Origin of the sequence: Sphingomonas sediminicola, assembly GCF_049991885.1 — a bacterium.
In the GTDB taxonomy this organism is placed as follows: domain Bacteria; phylum Pseudomonadota; class Alphaproteobacteria; order Sphingomonadales; family Sphingomonadaceae; genus Sphingomicrobium; species Sphingomicrobium sediminicola.
Genome location: NZ_CP178916.1, coordinates 834,927 through 858,151, shown reverse-complemented (window position 1 = coordinate 858,151; position 23,225 = coordinate 834,927). Strand labels below are relative to the sequence as shown.

Genomic DNA, 23,225 nt, shown 5'->3' with positions numbered 1-23,225 from the left:
GCTACCTCCCCGTAAAGGAAGCGAGGCTATTGGGTTAGGCGGCCTTCTGCAAATGCTTGCGGCCGAGAAGCTCGGCGATCTGCACGGCGTTCAGCGCCGCGCCCTTGCGGAGATTGTCACTGACCACCCACAGGCTGAGCCCGTTCTCGACTGTCGAATCCTCGCGGATTCGGGAGACATAGGTCGCATATTCACCGACCGCTTCGACCGGCGTGACGTAGCCGCCGTCCTCGCGCTTATCGACGACCATCACCCCCGGTGCTTCGCGCAGGATGTCACGCGCCTCTTCGGCAGAAATCTCGTTCTCGAACTCGATGTTCACCGCTTCGCTGTGACCGACAAAGACAGGAACGCGCACACAGGTCGCGGTCAGCTTGATCGAGGGGTCGAGAATCTTCTTGGTCTCGACCACCATCTTCCATTCTTCCTTGGTCGAGCCGTCGTCCAGGAAGCTGTCGATGTGCGGGATAACGTTGAAGGCGATCTGCTTGGTGAACTTCCTCGGCTCGTTCGCGTCGCCGACAAAGATGTTGCGCGACTGCTCGAATAGCTCGTCCATGCCCTCTTTGCCGGCACCAGAGACCGACTGATAGGTCGCGACCACGACACGCTTGATCTTCGCGGCGTCGTGAAGCGGCTTGAGAGCGACCACAAGCTGAGCGGTCGAACAGTTGGGGTTCGCGATGATATTCTTGCGGGTGTAGCCGGAAATCGCTTCGGCATTCACCTCCGGCACGATCAGCGGAACGTCCGGGTCCATCCGGAACAGCGAGCTGTTGTCGATGACCGTGCAACCAGCCTGAGCGGCACGCAGTGCGTGGACCTTGCTGACTTCCGAGCCGGCCGCAAACAAAGCGATGTCCCAGCCGCTGAAATCGAAATGCTCGAGATTCTTGACCTTGAGCTCCTGCCCGCTGTCGCCGAAGTCGATGATGTCGCCCGTCGAGCGCGCAGATGCGACGGCCGCGACCTCATCCAGCGGGAATTGCCGCTCGGCGAGGATGTTCAGCATCTCCCGCCCGACATTGCCCGTCGCTCCGACAACTGCGACCCGATAGCCCATTTCAATCCTCCGTTGCGGGCACGCACCTAGTGTTGTCGGTCCGCTTTACCAAGGGGCAGCAACCCTCGCCCGTCGAATCCGTTTCGATTCTTTGGTAATGGAGTCGGTTCCAGCGACGCGCCCCGCGCAGTTCGCGAGACGCGCCCTTTGTTCGAAGGGAGGTCTTCGGTGTCCGCAACAACCGTTTCCGCATCGCCCAAATCCAAATCTGCGACTCCGGTCCGCCGCATCACCAGCGCCGACGCCGATGCCGCTCTTAGCGAAGGCTGGGCGGATTTCATGGACATGCGAGGGGACCTGATCTTCGTCGGTCTGATCTATGTCCTGGTCGGAGTCGTGGCTGCGACAGCGGTCATGGGTGGCGCCCTGCTGCCGCTGCTATTCCCGATCATCGCCGGGGTCGGACTGATGGGACCAGTCGCCGCTCTCGGCTTCTACGAAATGGCGCGCCGGAGGGAGAGTGGCCTCCATTCGAACTGGCAGCACTTCCTCGACGTTCGGAAGCGGCCGGGAGCTGACGAGATCGCGATCGTCGGAGCTCTGCTGCTCGGGATCTTCGTAGCCTGGGTTTTCGTCGCCAGCGGGCTCTACGTCGCCCTCTTTGGATGGTGGGAGCCGCCGTCGATCGGAGCATTCCTCTCGCGAGTGTTCACCACCCCCGAGGGATGGGCGCTGATCCTGATCGGAAACGCAATCGGGCTTGGCTTCGCAGCGCTGGTGCTGGGACTCAGCGTGGTGTCCATGCCGATGCTCGTGGATTGCGACATCAGCGCAGCCGAGGCCGTTTCCACGTCATGGCGCGCCGCCCGGGCGAACCCGGGCGTGATGTTCCGATGGGGCGTGACCGTTGCCGCGCTGCTCGTGATCGGCTCGATCCCACTGTTCGTGGGACTCGCGGCTGTGCTCCCGTGGCTGGGCTACGCCACGTGGCATTTGTACACGAAGCTGGTGGATCGCAGCGCGATCAAGTCGCGCCGCGACTGAACCTTAAGCGTCGGTCTTTTCGGCCTGCTTCGCCTCTTCGCGGCGAGGGTCGCGGCGCTCGGCGATACGAGCCGACTTACCACGACGGCCACGGAGATAGTAAAGCTTCGCCCGACGGACTGCGCCGCGACGAACAACCTCGATCGAATCGATGGCCGGCGAGTAGAGTGGGAAAACGCGCTCGACGCCTTCGCCGAAGCTGATCTTCCGGACGGTGAAGCTGGAACCGACGCCCTTATTCGAGCGGGCGATGCAAACGCCTTCGAACGCCTGGACGCGGCTGCGGTCACCTTCGATGACCTTCACGCCAACGCGGAGGGTATCACCAGGGCGGAATTCGGGGACCTTCTTGTCGGCGGTCAGCGCTTCAATGGCTTCACGTTCAAGAGTCTCGATCAGGTTCATTTCTTACTCGCTCTATCTTCACGCTGCGCGCCAGAGGGCGGTGCCTGCGATGCGCCCCCGTGGCGCTCGATCAGGTCCGGCCGCCTTAGCCGTGTATCTTCGACCGCTTTTGCGTGTCTCCACGCGGCGATCTTCGCATGATCCCCCGACCGCAGCACTTCGGGGATCGTGCGTCCTTCCCATGTTACTGGTCGGGTATAGTGCGGATATTCGAGTAGCCCCGCTTCGAAGCTCTCCTCCTCACCGCTGGAGGCCGCGCCCATTACCCCGGGAAGCAGTCTCACGCAAGCATCGAGGATCACCATCGCCCCAAGCTCTCCGCCGGAGAGGACGTAATCGCCGATCGAGACCGCTTCGATGTCGCGGGCTTCGAAGATTCGCTCATCGAATCCCTCGAAACGGCCGCAGAGGAGAATGACGCCCTCGCCTGACGCCAATTCGCGAACGCGCTCCTGGCTCAGCGGCTTCCCGCGAGGCGTAAGCGCGAGGATCGGGCGGCCGTCGGCCACGCTGTCCACCGCTGCGGCCAGCACATCCGGCTTGAGAACCATCCCCGCCCCGCCCCCTGCTGGCGTATCGTCAACACTCCGGTGCTTGTCGGAGGCGAAGTCACGGATTTGAACAGTCTCGAGCGACCAGGTGCTCTCGCCCAGCGCCCTGCCTGCGAGGCTGACGCCCAGCGGACCCGGAAACATCTCCGGATAGAGGGTCAGAACGGACGCGGTGAAGGCCATGCAGGCGGGCTAGTCGGGAACCGCTGTTGCGGCAATCCATTGGGCGGGAATGGCCGAACAACTCGACTGCCTGATCATCGGCGGAGGACCCGCCGGGCTGACCGCCGCGATCTATCTCGCGCGCTTCCATCTCGACATCCTCGTGGTGGACGATGGCAAGGGCCGCGCGGAGAGCATTCCCTGCACGCACAATCATGCCGGCTATCCGGACGGGATCAGCGGCAAGGAGCTCGTGCGGCTGATGCGAGAGCAAGCGCATCGCTACGGCGCCCGGATCGAACGGGACTATGTGACCCGTCTCGACAAGACCAACGAAGGCTTTTGCGCGACCTGGGGCTCAGGCTCGGTGAAAACGAAGACCGTGCTGCTGGCCACAGGGGTCAAGAACCGTCGTCCGCCAATGGACGAGGAACTGCATGATGAAGCGCTTGCCAAAGGCCTGATTCGCTATTGCCCTATCTGCGATGGCTATGAGGTAACCGATAAAAATGTCGGCGTGATTGGAAGCGATAGCCGTGGCGTCGCGGAGGCGGTCTTCCTCCGGAGCTTCACGCCGGCTGTAACCCTGATCGCTCCAGACAAGGCGCTCAGCCTGACGCCGGAAGACCAGGAGAAGTTGAAAGCGGCCGGGATCCACTGCATCGACGGGCCCGCACAGGCCGTTGCCATTTCGGACAAGTGCATCGTCGTAGATACGGCCGAAGGGCATTTCACGTTCGACAGTGTTTATCCGGCCCTTGGGAGCGACACGCATAACCAGCTTGCCGAACAGGTCGGAGCGCGTCTCAACGAACAGGGATGCATTGGCGTCGATACCCGCCAACGAACCAGCGTTCCAGGTCTTTACGCCGCGGGAGACGTGGTAATCGGCCTGGACCAGATCAGCCATGCGATGGGTGAAGGCGGCGTCGCAGCGACAACAATCCGCAACGACCTGGCGAAAGACCGACCAATCCTACGCTAGGAACTGGGGATCGAGGACGACGCGGCCTTCATCGAGATCCGCAATGCCGTCGCGGAACGGGATCAATGAGCGCTTTCCATCGGGCAGCTCGACTTCGAGCAGGTCACCCGCGCCGAAGTTCTCAACCGCAACGACGGTGCCAACTGATTGACCCTCGCGGTCGACGCAAGCGAGCCCGACCAGGTCCGAATGGTAGTACTCGCCCTCTTCGAGCGGTGGGAGTGCCGAGCGATCGACCTCGACGAGAGACCCGCGAAGGGCTTCGGCTGACGACCGATCGCCAATGCCCTCAAAGCGCGCGATCGCGGTCTTGCCACCATCGCGGGCAAAAAGAAGGCGGCGCATGGCACCGCCCACGTAGACCTCTTCATGCCGGGCGAGGCTGGCTGCGCTATCCGAAAACAGCTTCAGCCGAACCTCGCCCTTCACGCCATGCGCGCCGGCCACAGCGGCGAGTGCGACGCGCTTGTCGGTCATTGGATCGGGCTAGGCCTGCTCGGCCTTCTCGGCGCCCTCGGCAGGAGCATCCTCGGTCGAACCCTCGGCCGGCTCCTCAGCCGAAACGCCTTCTGCCTCGGCAGTCGGCTGTTCCGAAGTCTCGGCGCCCTCAGCTGGAGCGTCTTCGGCAGCGCCTTCGGCCGGCTCAGCAGCAGCTTCTTCAGCAACCGGAGCTTCTTCAGCGGCGGCTTCGGCTTCCGCCGGAACTTCCTCCGCCGGTGCTTCGGCTTCTTCAGCGACCGGAGCTTCGGCGGCTGCCTCTTCAGCCACAACTTCCTCAGCAGGCGCTTCAACCGGAGTTTCCTCGGTCACAGCCTCTTCCGCCGGAGCAGCAGCGGCCTCGGCAGCAGCGGCTTCAGCGTCCGCAGCGCGCTTCGCACGCTCTTCGACGCGCTCCTTGGCCTTCTCGCCCGGCTCGGCCTTCTTCGGGTTGTTGCGGGCAGGACGCTCCTTGATGCCGGCGGCATCGAGGAAACGCAGGACGCGGTCCGACGGCTTGGCGCCAACCGACAGCCAGTGCGTGATACGCTCGCCGTCGAGCTTCACGCGCTCCGGCGAATCCTTCGCCAGCAGCGGGTTGTAGGTGCCGACCTTCTCGATGAAGCGGCCATCGCGGGCATTGCGACTGTCGGCAACGACGATCCGATAATAGGGGCGCTTCTTGGACCCACCGCGGGCTAGACGAATTGCTACTGCCATTTCTTCGATCCTTCTTCTAAGTCTCTATTATTTCTTGCTAAACTTGTCGAAACCTGGGGGCAGGTTGAACGGCTGACCGCCGCCGAGACCTGGCAAAGCCGGGCTTCCGCCTCCGCCTAATCCGGGCAATCCACCGGCACCGCCCGCGCCGCCGAGACCACCAAGGCCCCCGCCGCCGCCGAACATCGCCGCAAGCTTGCCCAGCCCGCCCATCTTCTTCAGCCGCTTCATCACCGTGGACATTTCCTGGTGCATTTTCAGCAGCTTGTTCACATCCTGAACGGTCGTTCCGCTGCCCTTGGCGATGCGGATCTTGCGCTTGGCGTTCACGACTTCCGGCTTCGCCCGCTCCTTTGCGGTCATCGAGGACAGCATCGCCTCCATGTGGACCAGCGCCTTCGAATCCTGCGCCTTGTCCATCGCGCCCTTCATGCCCTTGAGGCCGGGCATCATGCCCGCGAGCGCGCCTAGGCCGCCCATGCGCTGCATCTGCTTGAGCTGGGACCAGAGATCGTCGAGATCGAACTTGCCCTTCGCCATCTTGGCCGCGAGCTTTTCCGCATCCTCCATCTCGATGGTTTCAGCTGCTCGCTCAACCAGGCTGACAACGTCGCCCATACCGAGGATCCGGCCGGCAACGCGGTCCGGGTGAAAGGCCTCGAGCTTATCAAGCGCTTCGCCGACACCGGCGAACTTGATCGGCTTGCCCGTGACTGCACGCATCGACAGCGCGGCGCCGCCACGTGCATCGCCGTCCAATCGGGTCAGGATCACGCCGGTGAGGTCGACTTCGCCTGCGAAGCCCTTGGCAACGTTGACGGCGTCCTGGCCGGTCAGGCTGTCGACGACGAGAAGTGTCTCGGTCGGACTCGATGCCTGCGCGACGGCTTTCATCTCGCCCATCAGCGCGTCATCGACGTGGAGACGGCCCGCAGTGTCGAGCAGGACCACGTCATAGGCCTGCAGCTTGGCGGCCTGGATCGCGCGCTTGGCAATATCGACCGGCTGCTGGCCGACGACGATCGGAAGCGTGTCGACGTTGGTCTGGCGTCCCAGCACCGCAAGCTGCTCCTGCGCGGCCGGGCGGGCGACGTCGAGCGACGCCATCAGAACGCGCTTGCGATCACGCTCCGACAGGCGCTTGGCGAGCTTGGCGGTCGTGGTTGTCTTACCGGAGCCCTGGAGGCCGACCATCATGATGATCGCCGGCGGGTTCACGTCGAGGTTCAGTTCGGCAGTCTCGGAACCAAGCGTTTCGATCAGCGCATCGTTCACGATCTTGACGACCATCTGGCCCGGCGTGACCGAGCGGATGACTTCCTGTCCGACCGCGCGCTCGGTGACCTTGTCTACAAAGTCGCGGGCTACCGGCAGCGCGACGTCCGCCTCAAGCAGCGCAACGCGAACCTCGCGCATTGCTGCGCGCACGTCGGCCTCCGTGAGCGCACCGCGTCCACGAAGCCTGTCAAAAACGCTGCCGAGCCGATCGCTCAGACTATCGAACATTCACGTCTCCCAATCGATGTCTGCCCCCAGTAGGGACGCAAAACGAAAATGCGCCGGCGAACGAAACCTCGTTGGCCGGCGTGCACCCTCGGGCGCGATCATCGATGTTGTGTCTAAAAGACCGGGGGCAGTTAGTCGAAAGCGCTCACCCGGTCAAGAAATCGCCAGCGGCAGAAGCCCCCCAAGGCCTCCGCCGCCGGCCGCCCCTGCGGCGGGACCTTAAAAGTTACAGTTATTGGGCTTGTCCCGATTCAACCGGAATGCCGGGCCCGGGAATCCCGACGGCTTGATGACGACCGCTACGAACTCCGCGCCGCTTGCGCTTGTGATGTTGTGAGTGACGTAAGCGTCTTCGATGAAGGAATCACCTGCGCTGTGCGGAGTACCCGTGCAGAGCGGATCGGATCCGTTGTACCAGATGATGCTCCCCTGCGTGACGGTAACGAAGACAGGAGCCGGATGGGCATGCCAGCCGCTGTAGCCTCCGGACTGGACGGTCAAGCGATCCGCACCGATGTCGGTGCTGGATAGCGTCTTGAGGATCATCCCCCATTTGTCGGTCTTGTCATTCGAAGTGTTGACGGTGAGCGTGCCGAAAGTCCCATTGACGATGGGAGAAGGCGCGAAGCCCGATCCCGGCGTCGCCGATGCCGGTGCGGAGACGATCGAGGATGCAATCAGCATCGCGGAAACCGGTATGAAACGAAGGATGCGGTTCATTTGCTTTCTCCATACTTGATGTGGCCGATTTCAATCGGATTTGGTGATCAAGGATGCTGCTGAACTCCCCCAGCACCCGGCCTTCACGGGGCAAAGCGATCCCTCCGGTTTGAGGCGCCTAGACGACGCCAGACCTTGCAGTCTTGCTGCGCCGGACCGGGACAGACGATGGAGGAAAGCTGATTTATTCCTGATTTTTGCTAATCTGCGGCTAGAGGGGGCGTTTCATGGATCGTCCGGCCGCCTGGCGAACCATTGCTGTAGACCTTGAGGCCGAACGCCCTTTCCGCGTCGGCAACGCGACCGTCGACCCCCTCTCCCGCGAGGCAGAATTTCCCGGCGGGCGTGAGCGGATCCAGCCCCAACACCTGAAGGTCCTGATAGCGCTCGTCCGTCAGACCGGTGATGTCGTGACCCGCTCGACTTTGATCGATTCCTGCTGGGGAGGGCGGATCGTCGGCGAGGACGTCATCAACCGCTCGATCTCCATCTTGCGCGATTTCGCAGAACGAGTTGGCGGCTTTTCGATCGAGACGGTGCCAAAGGCCGGTTATCGCTTGCTCGAGGAAGGAGCGAAAGGCTCGTCGGCAAGGCACCCACTGCGTTGGACGCTCTTCGCCGCTTTGCTGATCGCCATCGCGGTCGGGTTCTGGCTTGCTCCTCGATTGCTGGGCGGCCCAGATTCAAGGCCGCCCCTGGTGGCTCTGAAGCCTCTGACCTCCAGCGGAGACCCCGGCACTCGCGAACTTGCAGCAGCGACCGGCGACGCCCTCTCGCACATGATGGTCGCGGCTAGCTTTCACGGCAAACTCGCATGGCCGGCTACCTCAAAGGATGAAGCAAAGGCCGACCTCGTCCTGTCCGGAGACGTAAGACGCAACGGAAATACGTATTCTGCCCTGATGCAGCTCCGGGACCGACGAACCGGCACGTTGCTGTTTTCACAGCTTTATGAGGCCCCTGTCGCAGACGCCGGACCCCTGCCGGAACAGATCGGGGCCCAGATCACCAGCAATCTGACGGGCGTTCTCGCATTGATGGTCCTCGACAGGAGCCACTCCAGATCTCCCGAGCTCGCCGCCGAGAAGCTGAAGACCATTGCCGTGACGGTGACCGATGACGATCCCCTGATCAGCTATAAGATTTCCAACCGGATCGGCGCCAGCCATCCGGACTGGTTGCTGGCCCAGCTCGGCGTCGCATACGACACGGCCTTCGCCCTCAGTTCTCTGCCAAAGGCGGAGCGACAAGAAGCCGTCCAGAAGGCCCGAGTTGCCGCCGATAAGGCGCTTCGGATGGCGCCCGATTTCGGCGACACCTACGCACCGTGGTGCCTCCTCCACCCGTCGACCTATTCCCGCGAGTGCGAGGATCGCCTTCGCGCGGGCATGGAGGCCGATCCGGATGCGCCATTCACGCCGGTCTTCCTGAGCTCACTCTTGTACAAAGTCGGAAGGTTCGAGGAATTGTCCCAGTTCGCTCGGACCGGACTGGCCGGGGATCCCTTCCATCCCCACAAGCTACGGCGGGTCATACGCACTTCGATCCTGCTCGGGGAAAAGGAAGAAGCGGAGCAACTGTTCGCGCAGGCAGTTCGGTGGTGGCCCAAGCATCCGGGTCTCCACTGGGATCGTCTCTTTGCTTACGCACTCACCGGCGATTTCGACGGCGCGGCGAAAGCGATTGGGCAATTGCCGTCGGGCGTATTGGACCGGGCGCGATCCCAGATTGCGGCTATGTTGTCCGCGTTCAACGCGCGTGATCTGGTCCGCCTGAGAGCAGTCTGCCTGGACCCCAAGGCCGACTTCCTCGCTAGGAACTACTGCCTGACAGCCCTGCATCGTCTCAATGATCACGACAGCGCGCTTCAGGTGGCTGACCATCTCTTCCCGCGCGTCGTCGGAGCCACGCCAAAAGAAGACGAAGCAATTTGGCTCGACGATCCTTCGGGAGGCCTAGAGCCTATGCTTTCCGCTCCGACGGCCGCATGGCTAAGATTAGACCCCAAGTTCCTGGTTTTCGCAGAGAGGACTGGAGCAATCCGCTATTGGCGAGCCGATCGGCTTCCCGATTTCTGCAGAAAGCGCCCCGAGCCGATCTGCAGCACACTGATAAAGTTCGGTCGGCGGTCTTAAGACAGCCGCGGTTTCCCTTTCGGCGGCTTGCGTGGACGCGATGGACCGCCACCCGGCCCACCGGGACCGCGCGGGCCCTTGCTCGGCCCATCCCCCTCCGGTCGTGGCGGACCGCGCCTCCCCTGGCCATGGCGGACCGTGCGACGATCATTGGGCACCCTGCGATCCCGCTCCGGAACGCGATCCATCGGTCGCTGCGCCTGCATCTGCTGGCGCGGTCCGACCGCATAGCCTTCTTTCAGGAGCTGCGTGAACGCAGAGCGCGTGCTGTTCACGATGGCGTCCTGAAGCGCCTTCGGCAGGTCGGCGAATGTCACGTTCGGATGAATTGCCTGGACGTCGCGCAATAGCTGGTTGGGAAGGCCGCCGGAGGCCGATTTCAGCGCGGCGACAGCATCGAGCACGGCCGAAAAGACGATCGACTGCATCACATCGTTGGCGGCTCTTTGCATTTGTCTCTACTCGCGGCTGGTGGACTTGCCCTCTGCCCGTCCCTAATTGCCGCTGCAAGTCATGACACGCACCTTTCACAAGATGCACGGGCTCGGAAACGACTTCGTAATCTTCGACGCGCGCGAAGAGCCACTCGCGATGGACGAGCCGCTTGCCCGCGCAGTCTCGGATCGCAAGACGGGTATCGGCTGCGACCAATTGGTCGTCCTTGAGAAGTCGACTGTCGCCGATTTGCGAATGCGGATCTGGAACCATGACGGGATCGAGGTCGAGAGCTGCGGCAACGCCTCGCGCTGCGTAGTCGCGCTAACTCACGCCAAGACGATTGAGACTGGCGGCGGCCTCGTCAGGGGTGAGGAAGACGGCAGCGATATCGAGGTATCGCTGGGCGAACCTCATTTCGAATGGGACCAAGTACCGGTCACCTACGCCATACCGACCAACCCGATGCCGATGGCGTGGGGTGAGCTTCACAATCCGGTGGCGCTCAGCGTCGGCAACCCGCACGTCGTCTTCTTCGTCGACAATGCCGACAGCATCGACCTCGACGAGCTCGGCCCGCGGATCGAACACGACCCGGTGTTCCCCGACCGGATCAACGTGAACGTCGCCGAGGTCCATCCCGACGGCATCCGCCTTCGGACCTGGGAGCGCGGCGCCGGCATTACCCGAGCCTGTGGCACCGGCGCCAGCGCAACGGCGGTCGCTGCAATCCTGACAAAGCGCGTTCAGTCGCCGGTGAAAGTCACCATGCGAGGCGGATCCCTGACGATTGCCTGGGCGCCGGGCGAGCCGATCCGCATGCGTGGCAGTGCAACCTACGTCTTCAAGGGCGAAATCGAGCTGGAGGCGCTTGCGTGAGCGTCGAGACGATTACGCTCGGGTGCCGGCTGAACTTTGCTGAAAGCGAAACCATCCGCCGGTTGGCAACGACCAATGAGGATTGGATCGTTGTAAACAGCTGCGCCGTCACGAATGAGGCGGTGCGGCAAACCCGGCAGGCGATCCGGCACACACGCCGCCAGCGACCGGATACCCGTATTCTCGTAACGGGGTGCGCGGCAGAGCTCGATCCGGCGACGTTTGCGGATATGCCGGAAGTCGACCGTGTCGTCGGAAACGACAATAAGATCGGTAGCTTACAGCTCGATGCCAGCAGGGCGTCGCAAATCGTTCCGGCCGGATTCCTGGGCCATGTCCGTAGCTTCGTCGCCGTGCAAAATGGCTGCGATCACCGCTGCACCTTCTGCTCGATCTGGCAGGCGCGTGGTCCGAGCAGGTCCCTTCCCTTCGCAGCAATCCGCGAGGCGATTGAACGAGAACTCGATCGCGGGGCGAAGGAAATTGCCCTCACGGGCGTCGATATCACCAGCTACGACCACGGCGGGATGAACCTAGGGAAGTTGTGCCAGCAACTCCTGAAGTCGATCCCTGCCCTCGCCCGCCTGCGGCTCTCATCGCTCGACAGTATCGAGATAGACGACGCTTTGTTCGAGCTGGTCGGGGGCGAGCCACGCTTGATGCCGCACTTCCATCTCTCGCTGCAGGCCGGCGACGACATGATCCTGAAGCGGATGAAGCGGCGCCACAGCCGCGCCGAGGCGGTCCGGACGGTCGAGCGCATCAAGGATGTCCGGCCGGACGCTACCATAGGAGCCGATTTGATCGCCGGCTTCCCAACCGAAACCGAGGAAATGGCCCTGAACAGTCTGAAATTACTTGAGGATTGCGACGTCGTTGCCGCCCACATCTTTCCCTTCTCGCCAAGGCCCGAAACTCCGGCCGACCGCATGCCCCAGCTTTCGCGGGAACTCGTAAAGGCCCGTGCTGCCCGGCTGCGACAGGCTGCCGCTCAACGGAGGACTCGCTGGCTCGGCGGCCTCGTTGGCTCCAACCAGCAAGTGCTCATCGAGAACAACAGCAAGGGCCATAGCGACGGCTTTGCCCCGGTCCGCATTGAAGGCACCTCGCGCGGCGACACCGGCACCGCGCGCATTGTCCGCAGCGACGGCGATCACCTGACGGCGGTGTGGGCATGAGTTGGCTCGACCGCTTGCGTGGCGGGTTTGCAAAGACAGCGGATCGTGTCGCGGAAAACCTGACCGGCCTGACCAGCCGTGCGGCACTGGATACGGCGACTCTCGACGACATCGAAGAAGCGCTGATCGCTTCGGACCTGGGTCCGGAAGCATCCCATCGCATCCGCGAAGCCATCGCCCGCCAGAAGTTCGAGCGCCTCGACGAACGGGGTCTTCGATCGATCCTCGCCGATGAGATCGAGAAGATCCTCACTCCCGTGGCCAAGCCTCTACAGGTGTGGGGCTTTCCGCGGCCGCATGTCATTCTGGTGATCGGGGTCAATGGCTCCGGCAAGACGACGACGATCGGCAAGCTGGCACATTGGCTGAAGGAGCAGGATTACGGCGTCCTGCTCGCTGCTGGTGACACTTTCCGCGCCGCTGCCATCGAACAGCTCAAGATCTGGGGCGACCGCATCGGCGCACCCGTCATTACGGGTAAGGAAGGCGGCGACGCGGCGGGCATCGTGTTCGATGGCGTGAAGCAGGCAACTGCAACGGGGATCGACGTGCTGGTCGTCGACACCGCTGGCCGCCTCCAGAACAAATCGCACCTGATGGAGGAACTGTCCAAGATCCGCCGCGTGCTCGGTCGCCTCAATCCCGAAGCGCCCCATGACATCTTGCTCGTGCTGGACGCGACGACCGGTCAGAACGCGCTTGCGCAGGTGGAGGTGTTCCGCGAGAGCGCCGGGGTGACCGGGCTCATCATGACCAAGCTGGACGGCACCGCGCGCGGCGGCGTGCTGGTAGCCGCTGCCGAGAAGTTCGGGCTTCCGATCCATGCGATTGGCGTCGGCGAGACGGCCGACGACCTGCGCCCGTTCGATCCGCGGGCGGTTGCGCGGGCCATTGCAGGACTGCCACCCGAATGAGCGAACCTGCACGCAAGGGATCGTCATGGACGATGCTGCTCGATTACGGGCCGCTCCTCGTCTTCTTCATCGCCTACAAGGTGGCTGGGTCCGGTTTGCAGGGGTCGCTGGTCGCGACCCTCGCCTTCATGGTCGCCGTGATCATCTCGATCGCCATCGGGCTCGCGGTGGTGAAGCGCGTGTCGCCGATGGTCTGGATCTCAACCATCCTGATCCTGGGATTTGGAGCGATCACGCTCTACTTGCGCGATCCGAAGTTCATCCAGATGAAGCCGACCGTTATCTACATCGGTTTCGCGGTGTTGCTCGGTGGCGGTCTTCTTCGCGGGAAGCCCCTTCTCAAATGGCTGTTCGGCCCCGTCTTTCCGGGCCTCACCCAGGAGGGCTGGATGAAGCTCAGCCGCAACTGGGCTCTCTTCTTCGTGGCTCTGGCCATCGCGAACGAGATCATGCGCGCGACCCTTGACTTCGACACCTGGCTGACAGTCAAGGTCTGGGGCGTCACGATCGTCTCGCTGGTCTTCGCTATCGCCAATATGCCAATGCTTCTTCGGCACGGGCTGGATCCTGAGAGCAAGGGCGAAGTGATCACGGACACGCCGGTAGAATGACCGATCCAATCCTATCCATTCGCGGCCTGACAAAAGTCTACGGCAGCGGTACCGAGGCGCTGAAGCCGATCAATCTCGATATCAGGCGCGGCGAGATATTCGCTCTTCTGGGGCCGAACGGCGCCGGCAAGACGACGATGATCAGCATCATCTGCGGTATCGTGAAACCGACCGCGGGCGAAGTGCTGATCGACGGCAAGGACTGGCAGCGCAACTATCGCGAAGCGCGCAAGCGGATCGGTCTCGTCCCCCAGGAACTCACGATGGACGTATTCGAGCCGCTGATAAGCACCGTCAGCTTCAGCCGCGAGCTGTTCGGCCGCCGTCCCGACCCGAAGCGGATCGAAGAGATTCTCCGCGAGCTGTCGTTGTGGGACAAGAGGAAGACGATCCTAAAGGAATTGTCGGGCGGGATGAAGCGCCGCGTCATGATCGCCAAGGCCCTCGCCCACGATCCGGACATCCTGTTCCTCGACGAGCCCACCGCCGGTGTGGACGTCGAGCTTCGCCGCGACATGTGGAACATGGTCCGCCGCCTTCGGGAGGACGGCACGACAATCATCCTGACGACGCACTACATCGAGGAAGCAGAGGAAATGGCCGACCGGGTGGGCGTCATCAACAAGGGCGAGCTCATCCTTGTCGAAGAGAAGAACGAGCTGATGAAGAAGCTCGGCCGCAAGGTGCTGCACCTGCAACTTACCGAGCGACTGGACGCGGTGCCGCCTGCACTTGGCGAGTGGAACCTGAAGCTGAGCGCCGACGGCGGGATGTTGACATACGAATTCGACGCCAAGGCTGAGCGAACCGGCATTCCCTCGCTTTTGACCGCGATGCGAGACGCCGGCATCGGCTTCAAGGACCTTGATACGCACCAGTCCAGCCTGGAAGACATTTTCGTGGGCCTGATCAACCACAAGAGGGCCGCGGCATGAATCTCCATGGCATCTGGGCCATCTACAAGTTCGAGATGCACCGTTTCCGCCGGACGCTGTGGACCGGGCTGGCGGTGCCGGTCATTACGACTTCGCTCTATTTCGTCGTGTTCGGGTCGGCGATCGGTTCCCGGATGCGCGAGATCAATGGAATCGACTACGGCAGCTTCATCGTCCCGGGATTGATGATGCTGTCGTTGTTCAATGAAAGCATATTCAATTCGAGCTTCGGCATCCACATGCCGCGCTTCACCGGTACCATCTACGAGATCCTTTCGGCGCCGCTGAGCGCTCTAGAGACAGTACTGGGCTATGTCGGTGCGGCCGCGAGCAAGGCGATTATCGTCGCTTTGGTGATCTTCGTGACCGCCCATCTGTTCGTCGACGTGCAGGTCAAACACCCCATCCTGATGCTTCTCTACCTTCTGCTGGTGGCGGGGACCTTTTGCCTGTTCGGCTTCATCGTCGGCGTCTGGGCCAAGGGCTTCGAGCAGCTCCAGATCATCCCCTTGCTGGTGGTTACGCCCCTCACCTTCCTCGGAGGTGCTTTTTATTCGATCGACATGCTGGGCCAGCCATGGCGGAGCATCACCCTGTTCAATCCGGTCGTTTATCTAATCAACGGTTTCAGGTGGACCTTCTTCGGAACTGCTGACGTGTCGTTCGAAGCGGCACTGACAGCTACGTTTGCGTTCTTCCTCGTCTGCGCGAGCGTGATCTGGTGGATATTCCGAACCGGCTATCGACTTAAGCAATAGGCGAAGGCACACTGCCTTCCGGGCACTACCGGGGGGTAATCATGCAGCAATTTGTGAGGCTTATCGGCTGGGCATACGCCCTGCTGTTCGTGGGCGTCACCGCCCTGGGCTACATGCCGCCACTGATGGACATGAACGGCTATCTTTTCGGACTGTTCAAGCTCCAGTGGTGGGACGATGCGCTCCACCTCGGCTCAGGTATTTGGGCAGCGATCGCAGCCTGGAAATCCTACGGCGCGACCCGCACCTATTTCCGCATCTTCGGCCCACTCTATTTCCTTGACGGGGTCTGCGGACTGCTGACTGGCATGGGCTATCTCGACCTCGGCATCATCCTTCACGGGCCTGCAAACATCCCGCTGGAGACCCGCATCGCGGCCAACTTGCCGCATATCGCAATCGGCGGCTTCGCGATCATCGTCGGCTACCTCATCGCGCGTCGCCGCAGCGCCGGTGAGCCCGCGACCGCGTGAAGCGCCGCTGGAAAGTCCTGCTGGGCATTGCCGGCGGGTTGGCAGCGCTCGCGGCGATTCCGATTCTCTACATAGAAATCGGCTGCTCAGGCGAGGCCAAAGCCGACGGTTACAAACCGCTCGTAAGGGACAAGGCATGGCAACGCGAGGAAGCGCGAACCTGGCTGACCTATCCCGAATGGCACATCGTCTATTCGGCGGAGAGCTTCGCCCGCTTCCTCGAGCGCAATCCGCCCAGCGGCTATTCCTACCTGCGTGACATCCGCGGCTTCTGGTCGAGCTATTGCGCGGTCAATCGCGCTTCAGCAGCAAGCGGAGGAGCAGACGGCGGCACGCGGGTCATGCTCTACACGATCGGTCTCAGCTTCTCGGCCGAGCTTCTGGTCAAAGGCTTCTACGAGAACACGGTCGGGCGGGTTTCCGAATGGATCGGGGGCTGGGACAGCGCCGACGATCGCTACGCGACCAAAATACAGCGGCGGTACGGCGCATTCATGCACGAAACGCCCTGGTATGAATTTCCGTTCGGGCGCGCCCTCTCGGGACTGTGGAGCACCACCGAACCGAAGCACAAGGTCCGTCACTGGGAACGGCGTCTCGCGCTCAGCGGCGAATATGGCGTGAAGGCCGGATATGCGTCGCTGATCGGATGGGCGTCCGGCGCCAGCCTGGGCCCTGACGAGCGGACGCTCCGCTTCGTTGCCAAGGGAAATCCGGAGCAGATTGAGCGCGTGGACGGGCGACTTAAGCCCGTTGGCAAGGTCGGCGCCGGCGATGCTTTGGTTGAAGCACCCCGCTACGCTCAGTTCAGCGACTTGCTGACAAAGCTGTCGCAAAGCCCCGTTCAGCTGGTTGAGATCAGCGGAAACGACGACATCTTCGTCACCGCGCTCGTTCCGATCAAAGCCAATCCCGTGACCGGTGCGACCAAATTGATGGCAATGCCCTTACCCGACCGGCCCGGTTGGCAGCGCATCGGCCTATCGACCAAGGTTCCTGCCCTGCTTCCGCTCTTTCGCTCCATCCGTTCGTCGGGCGGCGAGATCGAGCACGTCTACGACTATTGAGCGTCAGCTAAAGGCCGGCGCGTAGCGTTCGTACCAGGTGTTGCTAAAGCGATTTTCCGGGTCCCACTTCCGCTTGGCGGCGAAGAACTCGCGGATTTCCGGATAGGAATCGACAAGCTGCTGTGGACCGTAGTGAAGCTGGTAGGGCAGGAAGAAGCGCCCGCCCTTGGCGTGGGCCAGGTCGATCAGGTCGCTCGTCAGTCTGGCCATCTTCGCGTTGCCGTCCGCGTCGGTTCGCTGGTTGAAATAGAGCACAACCGAGTAGGCGGGCTCCGGCGCGTAGCTGAGCCTGTTCGCTTCCTTTCCGACGACCCTGACCGAAACGTTGAGCAGGTTCGCGTCATGCGTTCGGACGATGTTCCTCAGGCCGACGACGAATGGCAGCAATTGCTCGCGGGGGACGAAATATTCCTGAAGGATGTCGGTGTCATTCTTCATCGCGTTGCGGAGGTACGGGACGCTGTCGTGCATCGGGTCGTTGCGGGATACGAGGCAGGCCTCGCCGTCTTTCATCGCCTGAGCGCGGGTGACGGTGCAGGCCTCGAACCGGTGTTCGAGATTCTTCTCCGCCCACCATTTGAAGCTTCGAAACGCCGTCGAGCGCTTCGCAAGATTGACCGTCAGACGGCGCATTTTCACTGAGCCGACGTCCTTCAGCGGCGCCCGCTCGGCACCCCCCTCGTCGGTCTTGCGATAGGTGTAGATCAGCGCCTCATCGAGGAGTGACCCGGGCGCCGTCGAGATATGCGTGTACATCAGGCCAATTGACGGATCAGCGATGATCTTCGCCAGCTTTGCCGGCAGATCCCTCGTGGCGATGAGCTCGCGCTCAGACCAGTAGATGGAGTTCGGAACGACCTCCAGCTCGGCTGAAAGGATGATCCCGAACAGGCCATATCCGCCGACGATAAGGTCGAAGAGTGCCGGATTCTGTTCGCGCGAGACAGTTTCAATCCGGTCGTCGGCCAGCAATACCCTCAACGATCGGATGGAATTCCGGACCGCGCCGGCCTGATGATCCATTCCATGGGCATTGACCGAGATTGAACCGCCAACCGTGAAGATGTCCGTGGATTGCATCGCCTTGACCGCGAACCGCGGATGGATGGCGTTCTGAATGTCATGCCAGGTCGCACCCGCACCGACGACGACTGTCAATTTTTCCGGGTCGAGCCGGATGCTGTTCATGTGCCGCATGTCGAGCATCACGCCGCCCCGGCGGAAGGCGTGCCCCCCCATGCTGTGCCGGACGCCCGCTGGTGAAATCGAGAGGCCTGTGGCCTTCGCGTAGGCCAGCGCCTGCTGAACCTCCTTCTCGCTCCGAGGAGCGACGATCCCGGCGACCGCCGTCCTGCTGAGGCAGCTGGCGTCGTTGACGGTTCCGCCCTTCTGCTCCCAGCGAGGCTCCTGAACCTGCTGATCGGCAGAAACGGCGTGTGACGCCTGCACCGGCGGAAGGATGCTCCCGCAATCCTTTTCGCCTTCAGGCTCTGCGGCTAGCGGCTGTAAGGCAGCCGCAGCGCCGGCTGCGGTTACGGCGGCGACAGACGCGCCTATTACCAGCGTACGTCGCCTCATGCCTCGTATCCCCCCATACCGGCACAGGTATGGAGGGGCGTAAAGGGCTCCGCAAGAAGCGTGGCGGTTAGGTCGTCAGTTCAGGCTGCTTCGAGGTTGACGCTTCCTGGTTGGCACGGTCGGCGCCCTTCCCATCGAGGTTCTGGGCAACGAAATCCCAGTTCACGATGTTCGAAAGGACCGAGGTCACGAACTTCGGCCGCTCATTGCGATAGTCGATGTAATAGGCGTGTTCCCACACATCGAGCGTGAAGAGCGGCACCATTCCGTCGTGCACCAATGGAGTGTCCGCATCGTGCAGCGACGTGATCTTGAGTTGATCGCGGTCGAGCAGGAGCCACGCCCAGCCGTTCGAGAAGTGATTCACGGCCTCGTCGCCGAGCTTCTGGAGCATGGGTTCGATGCCGCCGAACCCGTCGTTGATCAGCTGCGCGAGCTTGCCGCTCGGCTGCTGCTTGTCGGGGCTAAGGCATTGCCAGAAGAAGCTATGGTTCCAGAGCTGGGCGCTGTTGTTGAAGAGCTTCTTGTCGCCGCTGGTGCCCGCCTTGCGCACCACGTCGACCAGCGAGGCGCCGGAGAGGTCGCCTTTCCCCTCGATCATCTCGTTGGTCTTCTTGACGTAGGTCGCGTGGTGCTTGCCGTGGTGGAACTCGAGTGTCTCGGCCGACATGTGCGGCGCAAGCGCGTCCTTCGAAAAGGGCAGATCGGGAAGCTGAAAAGCCATGGCGGTCATTCTCCTTCGGGTGTTGCCCGAACAACGTTGAGCGAGCCCAGTCGCTCCGCTGTTCATCGCAGATGTTGCGATTTGATGTTTCGGGGCCGTAAGTAGTTCCCCAGCGCCGCTCAAGCGGTGGACTGGGGGAGAGACATGGGAAAGTTTTTTGAAAACCTGAATGGCGTCCTGATCGCGGGACTCGTGCTGGCGATCCTGATCGCGGTGTTCCCGGACAGCGGTTACGGAAACTCGGTCGGTGCAGGCAATCTCTGGCTGGGCTTGTTCCAGTGGCTGCACGTATTCTTCGGCATCACCTGGATCGGCCTGCTCTACTACTTCAACTTCGTGCAGATCCCGACCATGCCGTCGGTCCCGGCCGAGCTGAAGCCAGGCGTGTCGAAATACATCGCGCCGAAGGCTCTGTTCTACTTCCGCTGGGGCGCCGCCTTCACCGTCCTGACAGGACTAATCGTCGCCTACCTGTACGGCGAGGAGAAAGCGCTTCTGCTCAACGATCCGTCCAACCGGCTGATCGGCATCGGCATGTGGCTCGCGCTGATCATGGCCTTCAACGTCTGGTTCGTGATCTGGCCGAACCAGAAGCGCGCGCTGGGAATCGTGGAAGCTGACGATGCAAGCAAGGCCAAGTCAGCGCGCACGGCGATGATCTTCTCCAGGATCAACACATTGCTGTCGATCCCGATGCTGCTGGCGATGACCAACCAGCACTAGGAATGGGCGAGCCGCTTAGCGGCGGCTCACCTTGTACCGTGCCAGGTCACGCCGCGGGGCATCCCACTTCGGCTTGAGCGAAGTCGCCTGCTGGAGGTCCGTGTAGGCGGCCTTCAAGTTGCCGACGTCCTCATTGGCAAGAGCTCGGCCGTAATAGGCCACTTCCGGCAGTTCCGTACGGAGCTCGATGGCTTTGGAGAACAGCGGCACCGCTTCCGCGCTCTTTTCGTTCCGAAGCTGCAGGATCGCCATGTTCAGATATGGCTCCGACCGGTTCGGATCCATCGCCATTGCCGTGCTGAAGTCGGAATAGGCGCGACTATAATCGTCGCGCAGCATCAGCAGGATGCCGCGGTTCACATGGGTCGCCAGCTCATCCTGAGGCGAAAGCGCTTCTTCCGAGAATGCGCTGTCGCATGTGTTGAGCGACTCCAGAGTCGTATTGTGCTGCTCGGCAGCCTTGAAGCAGCCCTGAGCGTAGCTGCCTCCGATGACCATTACGCCTGCATATGCTGGGAGTGCCGCGGTCAGAGCCGCGGTGCTGACAGCAAGGACCAGTGCTTTCATAAAAGCCTCCTCACTTGCTCTTGCAGGATACGCCAATCTGCGGCGGTTTTCAGCGCTGAATCGACGAACGGACGAACGTCAGGCGGTGTCGGTTTCCAGCAGCTTGTGGCGCTTCAGAGCGTGGCGAAGCTGGTCGTAGCTGAGATTGAGCGCGGTCGCGGTTGCGCGCTGGTTGAATCGGTTCGCCGCGAGCGCGTTCTGGAGAAGCGCTCGCTCATAGTCTGAAACCGCCGCACGGAAGTCGCTGGTCGATGTCGGAGGAGCGACCGGGGACGCGGCCTCCGATGCTTCGATCTCGGACTCCGGCTCGACCTGCGCGCGAGGCTGCGAAGTCGTTGCCTGCGGCGCCCAGGGCGAATGGAACGGGTCGAACTGGATGGCCTCGACCGGCCGTTCCGGATCCTCCCATCGGTAGACAGCACGTTCCACTACGTTCTTGAGTTCGCGAATATTTCCGGGCCAGGAATAGCCCTCGAGCTCTCCAACCGCGGTCGTGGAGAAACCGGGCCAGTTCGGCCAGTCCAGCTCGACGGCCATGCGGCGACCGAAATGATCGGCCAGCAATGGAATGTCGCCGGTCCGCGCACGAAGCGGGGGCAAGGTTACGACCTCAAAGGACAGCCGGTCGAGCAGGTCGGCGCGGAACCTGCCCTTCTCGACCTCGGCTGGAAGACTAGCATTGGTCGCCGCGACGATGCGGACGTCTACGTCGATCGGCTTGGACGCGCCAATCCGGGTGATTTCGCCATATTCCACCGCGCGGAGGAGACGATCCTGCGCCGGCATCGAAAGCGTACCAAGCTCATCGAGGAACAAGGTCCCGCCATCCGCTTCCTCAAAGCGGCCGTGCCGGGTCTTCGACGCACCGGTGAAGCTTCCGGCTTCGTGTCCGAACAACTCCGCCTCGATCAGGGTTTCGGGAAGCGCGGCGCAGTTCATCACGATCAGAGGCGCGGCCCAGCGGCCGGACAAATGGTGCAGACGTTCTGCGATCAATTCCTTGCCGGTGCCGCGTTCGCCGATCACAAGGACAGGGCGATTGAGCGGCGCCGCGCGGCTCGCGCGCTCGACCGCGTCGAGAAAGGCGAGGCTTTGCCCGACGAATTGATTTGTCCGCTCCATTGCACTGACAGTTGGTGTCAGACCCCATCTGTTGGCAAGATATTTCGACAGAATTTTTGGCGGATTTCGGTTGTTTTGGCGGACTTTTGAGAATTCCGTTAAAGTGGCACGAACCTTGTATAGAATTTAGGCATACAGGCCTGATTACGATTGCGGAGTACGAAATGGGTATCTTCTCTCGAACGAGGGACATCTTCGCGGCGAACATGACGGAGCTCCTCGACCGGTCAGAAGACCCGGCGAAGATGATCCGCATGATCATTCTCGAGATGGAAGAGACGTTGGTGGAAGTGCGGGCTAGCGCCGCGCGCTCGATTGCCGACGGGAAGGAAATGCGCCGGGCGCTCAAGCGCCTCGAAGATCTTCAATCGAGCTGGACCGAGAAGGCCGAGCTCGCGCTGAGCAAGGACCGAGAGGACCTGGCCAAGGCGGCGCTAATAGAGCGCCAAAAGGCCACCGACATGGCCGAGGGCCTTCGCGCCGAGATCGACCAGATCGACGAGACGCTGAAGACCTACGAAGCCGATATCTCCAAACTGCAGGGCAAGCTGCGCGAGGCTCGCGCCCGCCAGAATGCTATTGCGGCGCGGCTGGAAAGCGCGGTCACTCGCGCGAAGGCTCGCGAGATCCTTCACGGAGGGCGTACCGAAGACGCCTTCTCCAAGTTCGATGTTCTGGAGCGCCGCGCCGACTTTGCCGAAGGGCGTGCGGACGCGCTCGGAATGACCGGGCCGAAGAGCCTCGAAGAAGAGATTGCAGAGCTGCAGGCGTCCGAAAAGGTCGACGCCGAACTGGAAGCCATGAAGGCCGCGCTGAAGCGCAAAGGGGATTAGAATATGGAGGACGTGCTTATTCCTGTACTGGTCGTCGGAATCCTTTTCCTGGGACTGCCGTGGCTGGTGTTTCACTACGTCACGAAGTGGAAGCAGACGGCGACCATCACCGGCGCCGACGAAAAATTGCTTGACGAGTTGTATGATCTCGCCCGCAGGCTCGACGATCGCCTCTGCTCGATCGAGCGCATCATGACCGCCGAAAATCCGAACTGGAGGCAGCAGTGCCTGCCCGACGCCACGGACCGCATCGCCGAAGAGCTGAGCGAAGTTCGCAGCCGCGGCCGCTCGCGCGTCCGGACCGGAGAATGACCATGGCCTATCAGCCACCCAGCCGCACCCGCTTCTACCGGGACAAGCGCAACGGCAAGATCATGGGGATCTGCGCCGGACTCGCGGACTACACTGGTTTCGACGTGACCCTCGTCCGGATCACGATGATCGCGGCAGTGTTCCTGAGCAGCGGCTCCATCCTCCCGGTCTATTTCATCGCCGGATGGGTCGCGCCCGACAGGCCGCGCGAGCTTGAGGGGACGGACACGGAGACGCGCGAGTTCTGGCAGTCGGTTCGCCGGTCCCCAACCCGAACCGCTCGGGACATTCGGTTGCGGCTGAAAGACATCGATCGCCGGCTCGGTGATGTCGAGAGCTATGTGACGACCGAGAACCGCTCCCTCGCCCGCGAGATCGAGCAGCTTCGATAACAATTCCAAGCGGAGG

Annotated in this window: 26 protein-coding genes and 1 pseudogene; 15 read left to right on the top strand and 12 right to left on the bottom strand. The window is 62.2% G+C overall.

Features of this window, described 5'->3' with window-relative positions:
- Positions 1-34: 34 nt before the first annotated feature.
- The gene (locus tag ACMC5O_RS04575) at positions 35-1,063 is read right to left on the bottom strand and encodes an aspartate-semialdehyde dehydrogenase (RefSeq protein WP_187709727.1); all 1,029 of its coding nucleotides are present in this window, start codon (positions 1,061-1,063) and stop codon (positions 35-37) included.
- 168 nt (positions 1,064-1,231) lie between these two features.
- Between ACMC5O_RS04575 and ACMC5O_RS04570 the strand changes: the two genes are divergently transcribed.
- Complete coding sequence (locus tag ACMC5O_RS04570; protein WP_222949951.1) at positions 1,232-2,047, top strand: DUF2189 domain-containing protein; 816 nt, start codon at positions 1,232-1,234, stop codon at positions 2,045-2,047.
- Positions 2,048-2,050: 3 nt separating this feature from the next.
- Here ACMC5O_RS04570 and rplS read toward each other — a convergent pair whose 3' ends face one another.
- Together rplS and trmD are read right to left on the bottom strand one after the other, a co-directional pair.
- The gene (rplS, locus tag ACMC5O_RS04565; protein WP_187709728.1) at positions 2,051-2,452 is read right to left on the bottom strand and encodes a 50S ribosomal protein L19; all 402 of its coding nucleotides are present in this window, start codon (positions 2,450-2,452) and stop codon (positions 2,051-2,053) included.
- The gene (gene trmD / locus ACMC5O_RS04560; RefSeq protein WP_426693333.1) at positions 2,449-3,186 is read right to left on the bottom strand and encodes a tRNA (guanosine(37)-N1)-methyltransferase TrmD; all 738 of its coding nucleotides are present in this window, start codon (positions 3,184-3,186) and stop codon (positions 2,449-2,451) included. The genes rplS and trmD overlap by 4 nt, the downstream gene beginning before the upstream one ends.
- Before the next feature lie 49 nt (positions 3,187-3,235).
- Between trmD and ACMC5O_RS04555 the strand changes: the two genes are divergently transcribed.
- Positions 3,236-4,150, top strand: a complete 915-nt coding sequence (locus ACMC5O_RS04555; protein ID WP_187709729.1) for an NAD(P)/FAD-dependent oxidoreductase — start codon at positions 3,236-3,238, stop codon at positions 4,148-4,150.
- Here the strand turns inward: ACMC5O_RS04555 and rimM are convergent.
- The 4 genes and pseudogenes from rimM to ACMC5O_RS04535 form a co-directional block, all read right to left on the bottom strand.
- A complete protein-coding gene (gene rimM / locus ACMC5O_RS04550; RefSeq protein WP_187709730.1) occupies positions 4,142-4,627 on the bottom strand; it encodes a ribosome maturation factor RimM in 486 nt (161 codons plus the stop codon). The genes ACMC5O_RS04555 and rimM overlap by 9 nt on opposite strands.
- Positions 4,628-4,894: 267 nt before the next feature.
- Positions 4,895-5,347, bottom strand: a pseudogene (gene rpsP, locus ACMC5O_RS04545) (30S ribosomal protein S16); the annotation flags it as partial.
- 27 nt (positions 5,348-5,374) lie between these two features.
- Positions 5,375-6,853, bottom strand: a complete 1,479-nt coding sequence (gene ffh / locus ACMC5O_RS04540; protein ID WP_426693332.1) for a signal recognition particle protein — start codon at positions 6,851-6,853, stop codon at positions 5,375-5,377.
- Positions 6,854-7,072: 219 nt separating this feature from the next.
- On the bottom strand, positions 7,073-7,573 hold the full coding sequence (locus ACMC5O_RS04535) for a cupin domain-containing protein (protein WP_187709731.1): 501 nt from the start codon (positions 7,571-7,573) through the stop codon (positions 7,073-7,075).
- A 227-nt stretch (positions 7,574-7,800) separates the two neighbouring features.
- On the opposite strand from ACMC5O_RS04535, the gene ACMC5O_RS04530 reads away from it, so the two are divergent.
- Complete coding sequence (locus ACMC5O_RS04530; RefSeq protein WP_426693331.1) at positions 7,801-9,708, top strand: winged helix-turn-helix domain-containing protein; 1,908 nt, start codon at positions 7,801-7,803, stop codon at positions 9,706-9,708.
- Here the strand turns inward: ACMC5O_RS04530 and ACMC5O_RS04525 are convergent.
- Entirely contained in the window at positions 9,705-10,160 is a 456-nt protein-coding gene (locus tag ACMC5O_RS04525) for a hypothetical protein (RefSeq protein WP_426693330.1), read from the bottom strand. The genes ACMC5O_RS04530 and ACMC5O_RS04525 overlap by 4 nt on opposite strands.
- 61 nt (positions 10,161-10,221) lie before the next feature.
- On the opposite strand from ACMC5O_RS04525, the gene dapF reads away from it, so the two are divergent.
- From dapF to ACMC5O_RS04485, 8 genes are read left to right on the top strand one after another with little or no spacing between them, the layout of a single operon-like run.
- Complete coding sequence (dapF, locus tag ACMC5O_RS04520; protein ID WP_187709735.1) at positions 10,222-11,022, top strand: diaminopimelate epimerase; 801 nt, start codon at positions 10,222-10,224, stop codon at positions 11,020-11,022.
- Positions 11,019-12,200 (top strand): tRNA (N(6)-L-threonylcarbamoyladenosine(37)-C(2))-methylthiotransferase MtaB, encoded by a 1,182-nt coding sequence (gene mtaB, locus ACMC5O_RS04515; protein ID WP_187709736.1) that lies wholly within the window; start codon positions 11,019-11,021, stop codon positions 12,198-12,200. Before dapF ends, mtaB begins: the two co-directional genes overlap by 4 nt.
- The gene (gene ftsY / locus ACMC5O_RS04510) at positions 12,197-13,114 is read left to right on the top strand and encodes a signal recognition particle-docking protein FtsY (RefSeq protein ID WP_187709737.1); all 918 of its coding nucleotides are present in this window, start codon (positions 12,197-12,199) and stop codon (positions 13,112-13,114) included. Before mtaB ends, ftsY begins: the two co-directional genes overlap by 4 nt.
- Positions 13,111-13,725: a septation protein IspZ gene (gene ispZ, locus ACMC5O_RS04505; RefSeq protein ID WP_187709738.1), complete on the top strand. Its 615-nt coding sequence runs from the start codon at positions 13,111-13,113 to the stop codon at positions 13,723-13,725. Before ftsY ends, ispZ begins: the two co-directional genes overlap by 4 nt.
- Complete coding sequence (locus tag ACMC5O_RS04500) at positions 13,722-14,660, top strand: ABC transporter ATP-binding protein (protein ID WP_187709739.1); 939 nt, start codon at positions 13,722-13,724, stop codon at positions 14,658-14,660. Before ispZ ends, ACMC5O_RS04500 begins: the two co-directional genes overlap by 4 nt.
- Positions 14,657-15,418: an ABC transporter permease gene (locus tag ACMC5O_RS04495; protein ID WP_187709740.1), complete on the top strand. Its 762-nt coding sequence runs from the start codon at positions 14,657-14,659 to the stop codon at positions 15,416-15,418. Before ACMC5O_RS04500 ends, ACMC5O_RS04495 begins: the two co-directional genes overlap by 4 nt.
- Positions 15,419-15,459: 41 nt before the next feature.
- Complete coding sequence (locus ACMC5O_RS04490) at positions 15,460-15,891, top strand: hypothetical protein (protein ID WP_187709741.1); 432 nt, start codon at positions 15,460-15,462, stop codon at positions 15,889-15,891.
- The gene (locus ACMC5O_RS04485; protein WP_426693329.1) at positions 15,888-16,958 is read left to right on the top strand and encodes a hypothetical protein; all 1,071 of its coding nucleotides are present in this window, start codon (positions 15,888-15,890) and stop codon (positions 16,956-16,958) included. The genes ACMC5O_RS04490 and ACMC5O_RS04485 overlap by 4 nt, the downstream gene beginning before the upstream one ends.
- Before the next feature lie 3 nt (positions 16,959-16,961).
- On the opposite strand, the gene ACMC5O_RS04480 is transcribed toward ACMC5O_RS04485, so the two are convergent.
- Both ACMC5O_RS04480 and ACMC5O_RS04475 read right to left on the bottom strand, forming a co-directional pair.
- On the bottom strand, positions 16,962-18,536 hold the full coding sequence (locus ACMC5O_RS04480; protein ID WP_426693328.1) for an FAD-binding oxidoreductase: 1,575 nt from the start codon (positions 18,534-18,536) through the stop codon (positions 16,962-16,964).
- Positions 18,537-18,603: 67 nt separating this feature from the next.
- Positions 18,604-19,260, bottom strand: coding sequence for a superoxide dismutase (locus tag ACMC5O_RS04475; protein ID WP_187709742.1), 657 nt, complete (start codon positions 19,258-19,260; stop codon positions 18,604-18,606).
- Between the two features lie 144 nt (positions 19,261-19,404).
- On the opposite strand from ACMC5O_RS04475, the gene ACMC5O_RS04470 reads away from it, so the two are divergent.
- Complete coding sequence (locus tag ACMC5O_RS04470; RefSeq protein ID WP_187709743.1) at positions 19,405-19,983, top strand: urate hydroxylase PuuD; 579 nt, start codon at positions 19,405-19,407, stop codon at positions 19,981-19,983.
- A 15-nt stretch (positions 19,984-19,998) separates the two neighbouring features.
- Here ACMC5O_RS04470 and ACMC5O_RS04465 read toward each other — a convergent pair whose 3' ends face one another.
- A complete protein-coding gene (locus tag ACMC5O_RS04465) occupies positions 19,999-20,550 on the bottom strand; it encodes a tetratricopeptide repeat protein (RefSeq protein WP_187709744.1) in 552 nt (183 codons plus the stop codon).
- A gap of 78 nt (positions 20,551-20,628) precedes the next feature.
- The gene (gene pspF, locus ACMC5O_RS04460; RefSeq protein WP_187709745.1) at positions 20,629-21,672 is read right to left on the bottom strand and encodes a phage shock protein operon transcriptional activator; all 1,044 of its coding nucleotides are present in this window, start codon (positions 21,670-21,672) and stop codon (positions 20,629-20,631) included.
- Positions 21,673-21,836: 164 nt separating this feature from the next.
- On the opposite strand from pspF, the gene pspA reads away from it, so the two are divergent.
- Genes pspA through pspC form a run of 3 tightly spaced genes read left to right on the top strand, consistent with a single transcriptional unit; the run spans position 21,837 to position 23,209 of the window.
- Positions 21,837-22,505 (top strand): phage shock protein PspA, encoded by a 669-nt coding sequence (gene pspA, locus ACMC5O_RS04455; protein WP_187709746.1) that lies wholly within the window; start codon positions 21,837-21,839, stop codon positions 22,503-22,505.
- A gap of 3 nt (positions 22,506-22,508) precedes the next feature.
- Positions 22,509-22,817: an envelope stress response membrane protein PspB gene (pspB, locus tag ACMC5O_RS04450; protein WP_187709747.1), complete on the top strand. Its 309-nt coding sequence runs from the start codon at positions 22,509-22,511 to the stop codon at positions 22,815-22,817.
- Positions 22,814-23,209, top strand: a complete 396-nt coding sequence (gene pspC / locus ACMC5O_RS04445) for an envelope stress response membrane protein PspC (RefSeq protein WP_246444544.1) — start codon at positions 22,814-22,816, stop codon at positions 23,207-23,209. Before pspB ends, pspC begins: the two co-directional genes overlap by 4 nt.
- The last annotated feature ends 16 nt before the right edge of the window (positions 23,210-23,225 follow it).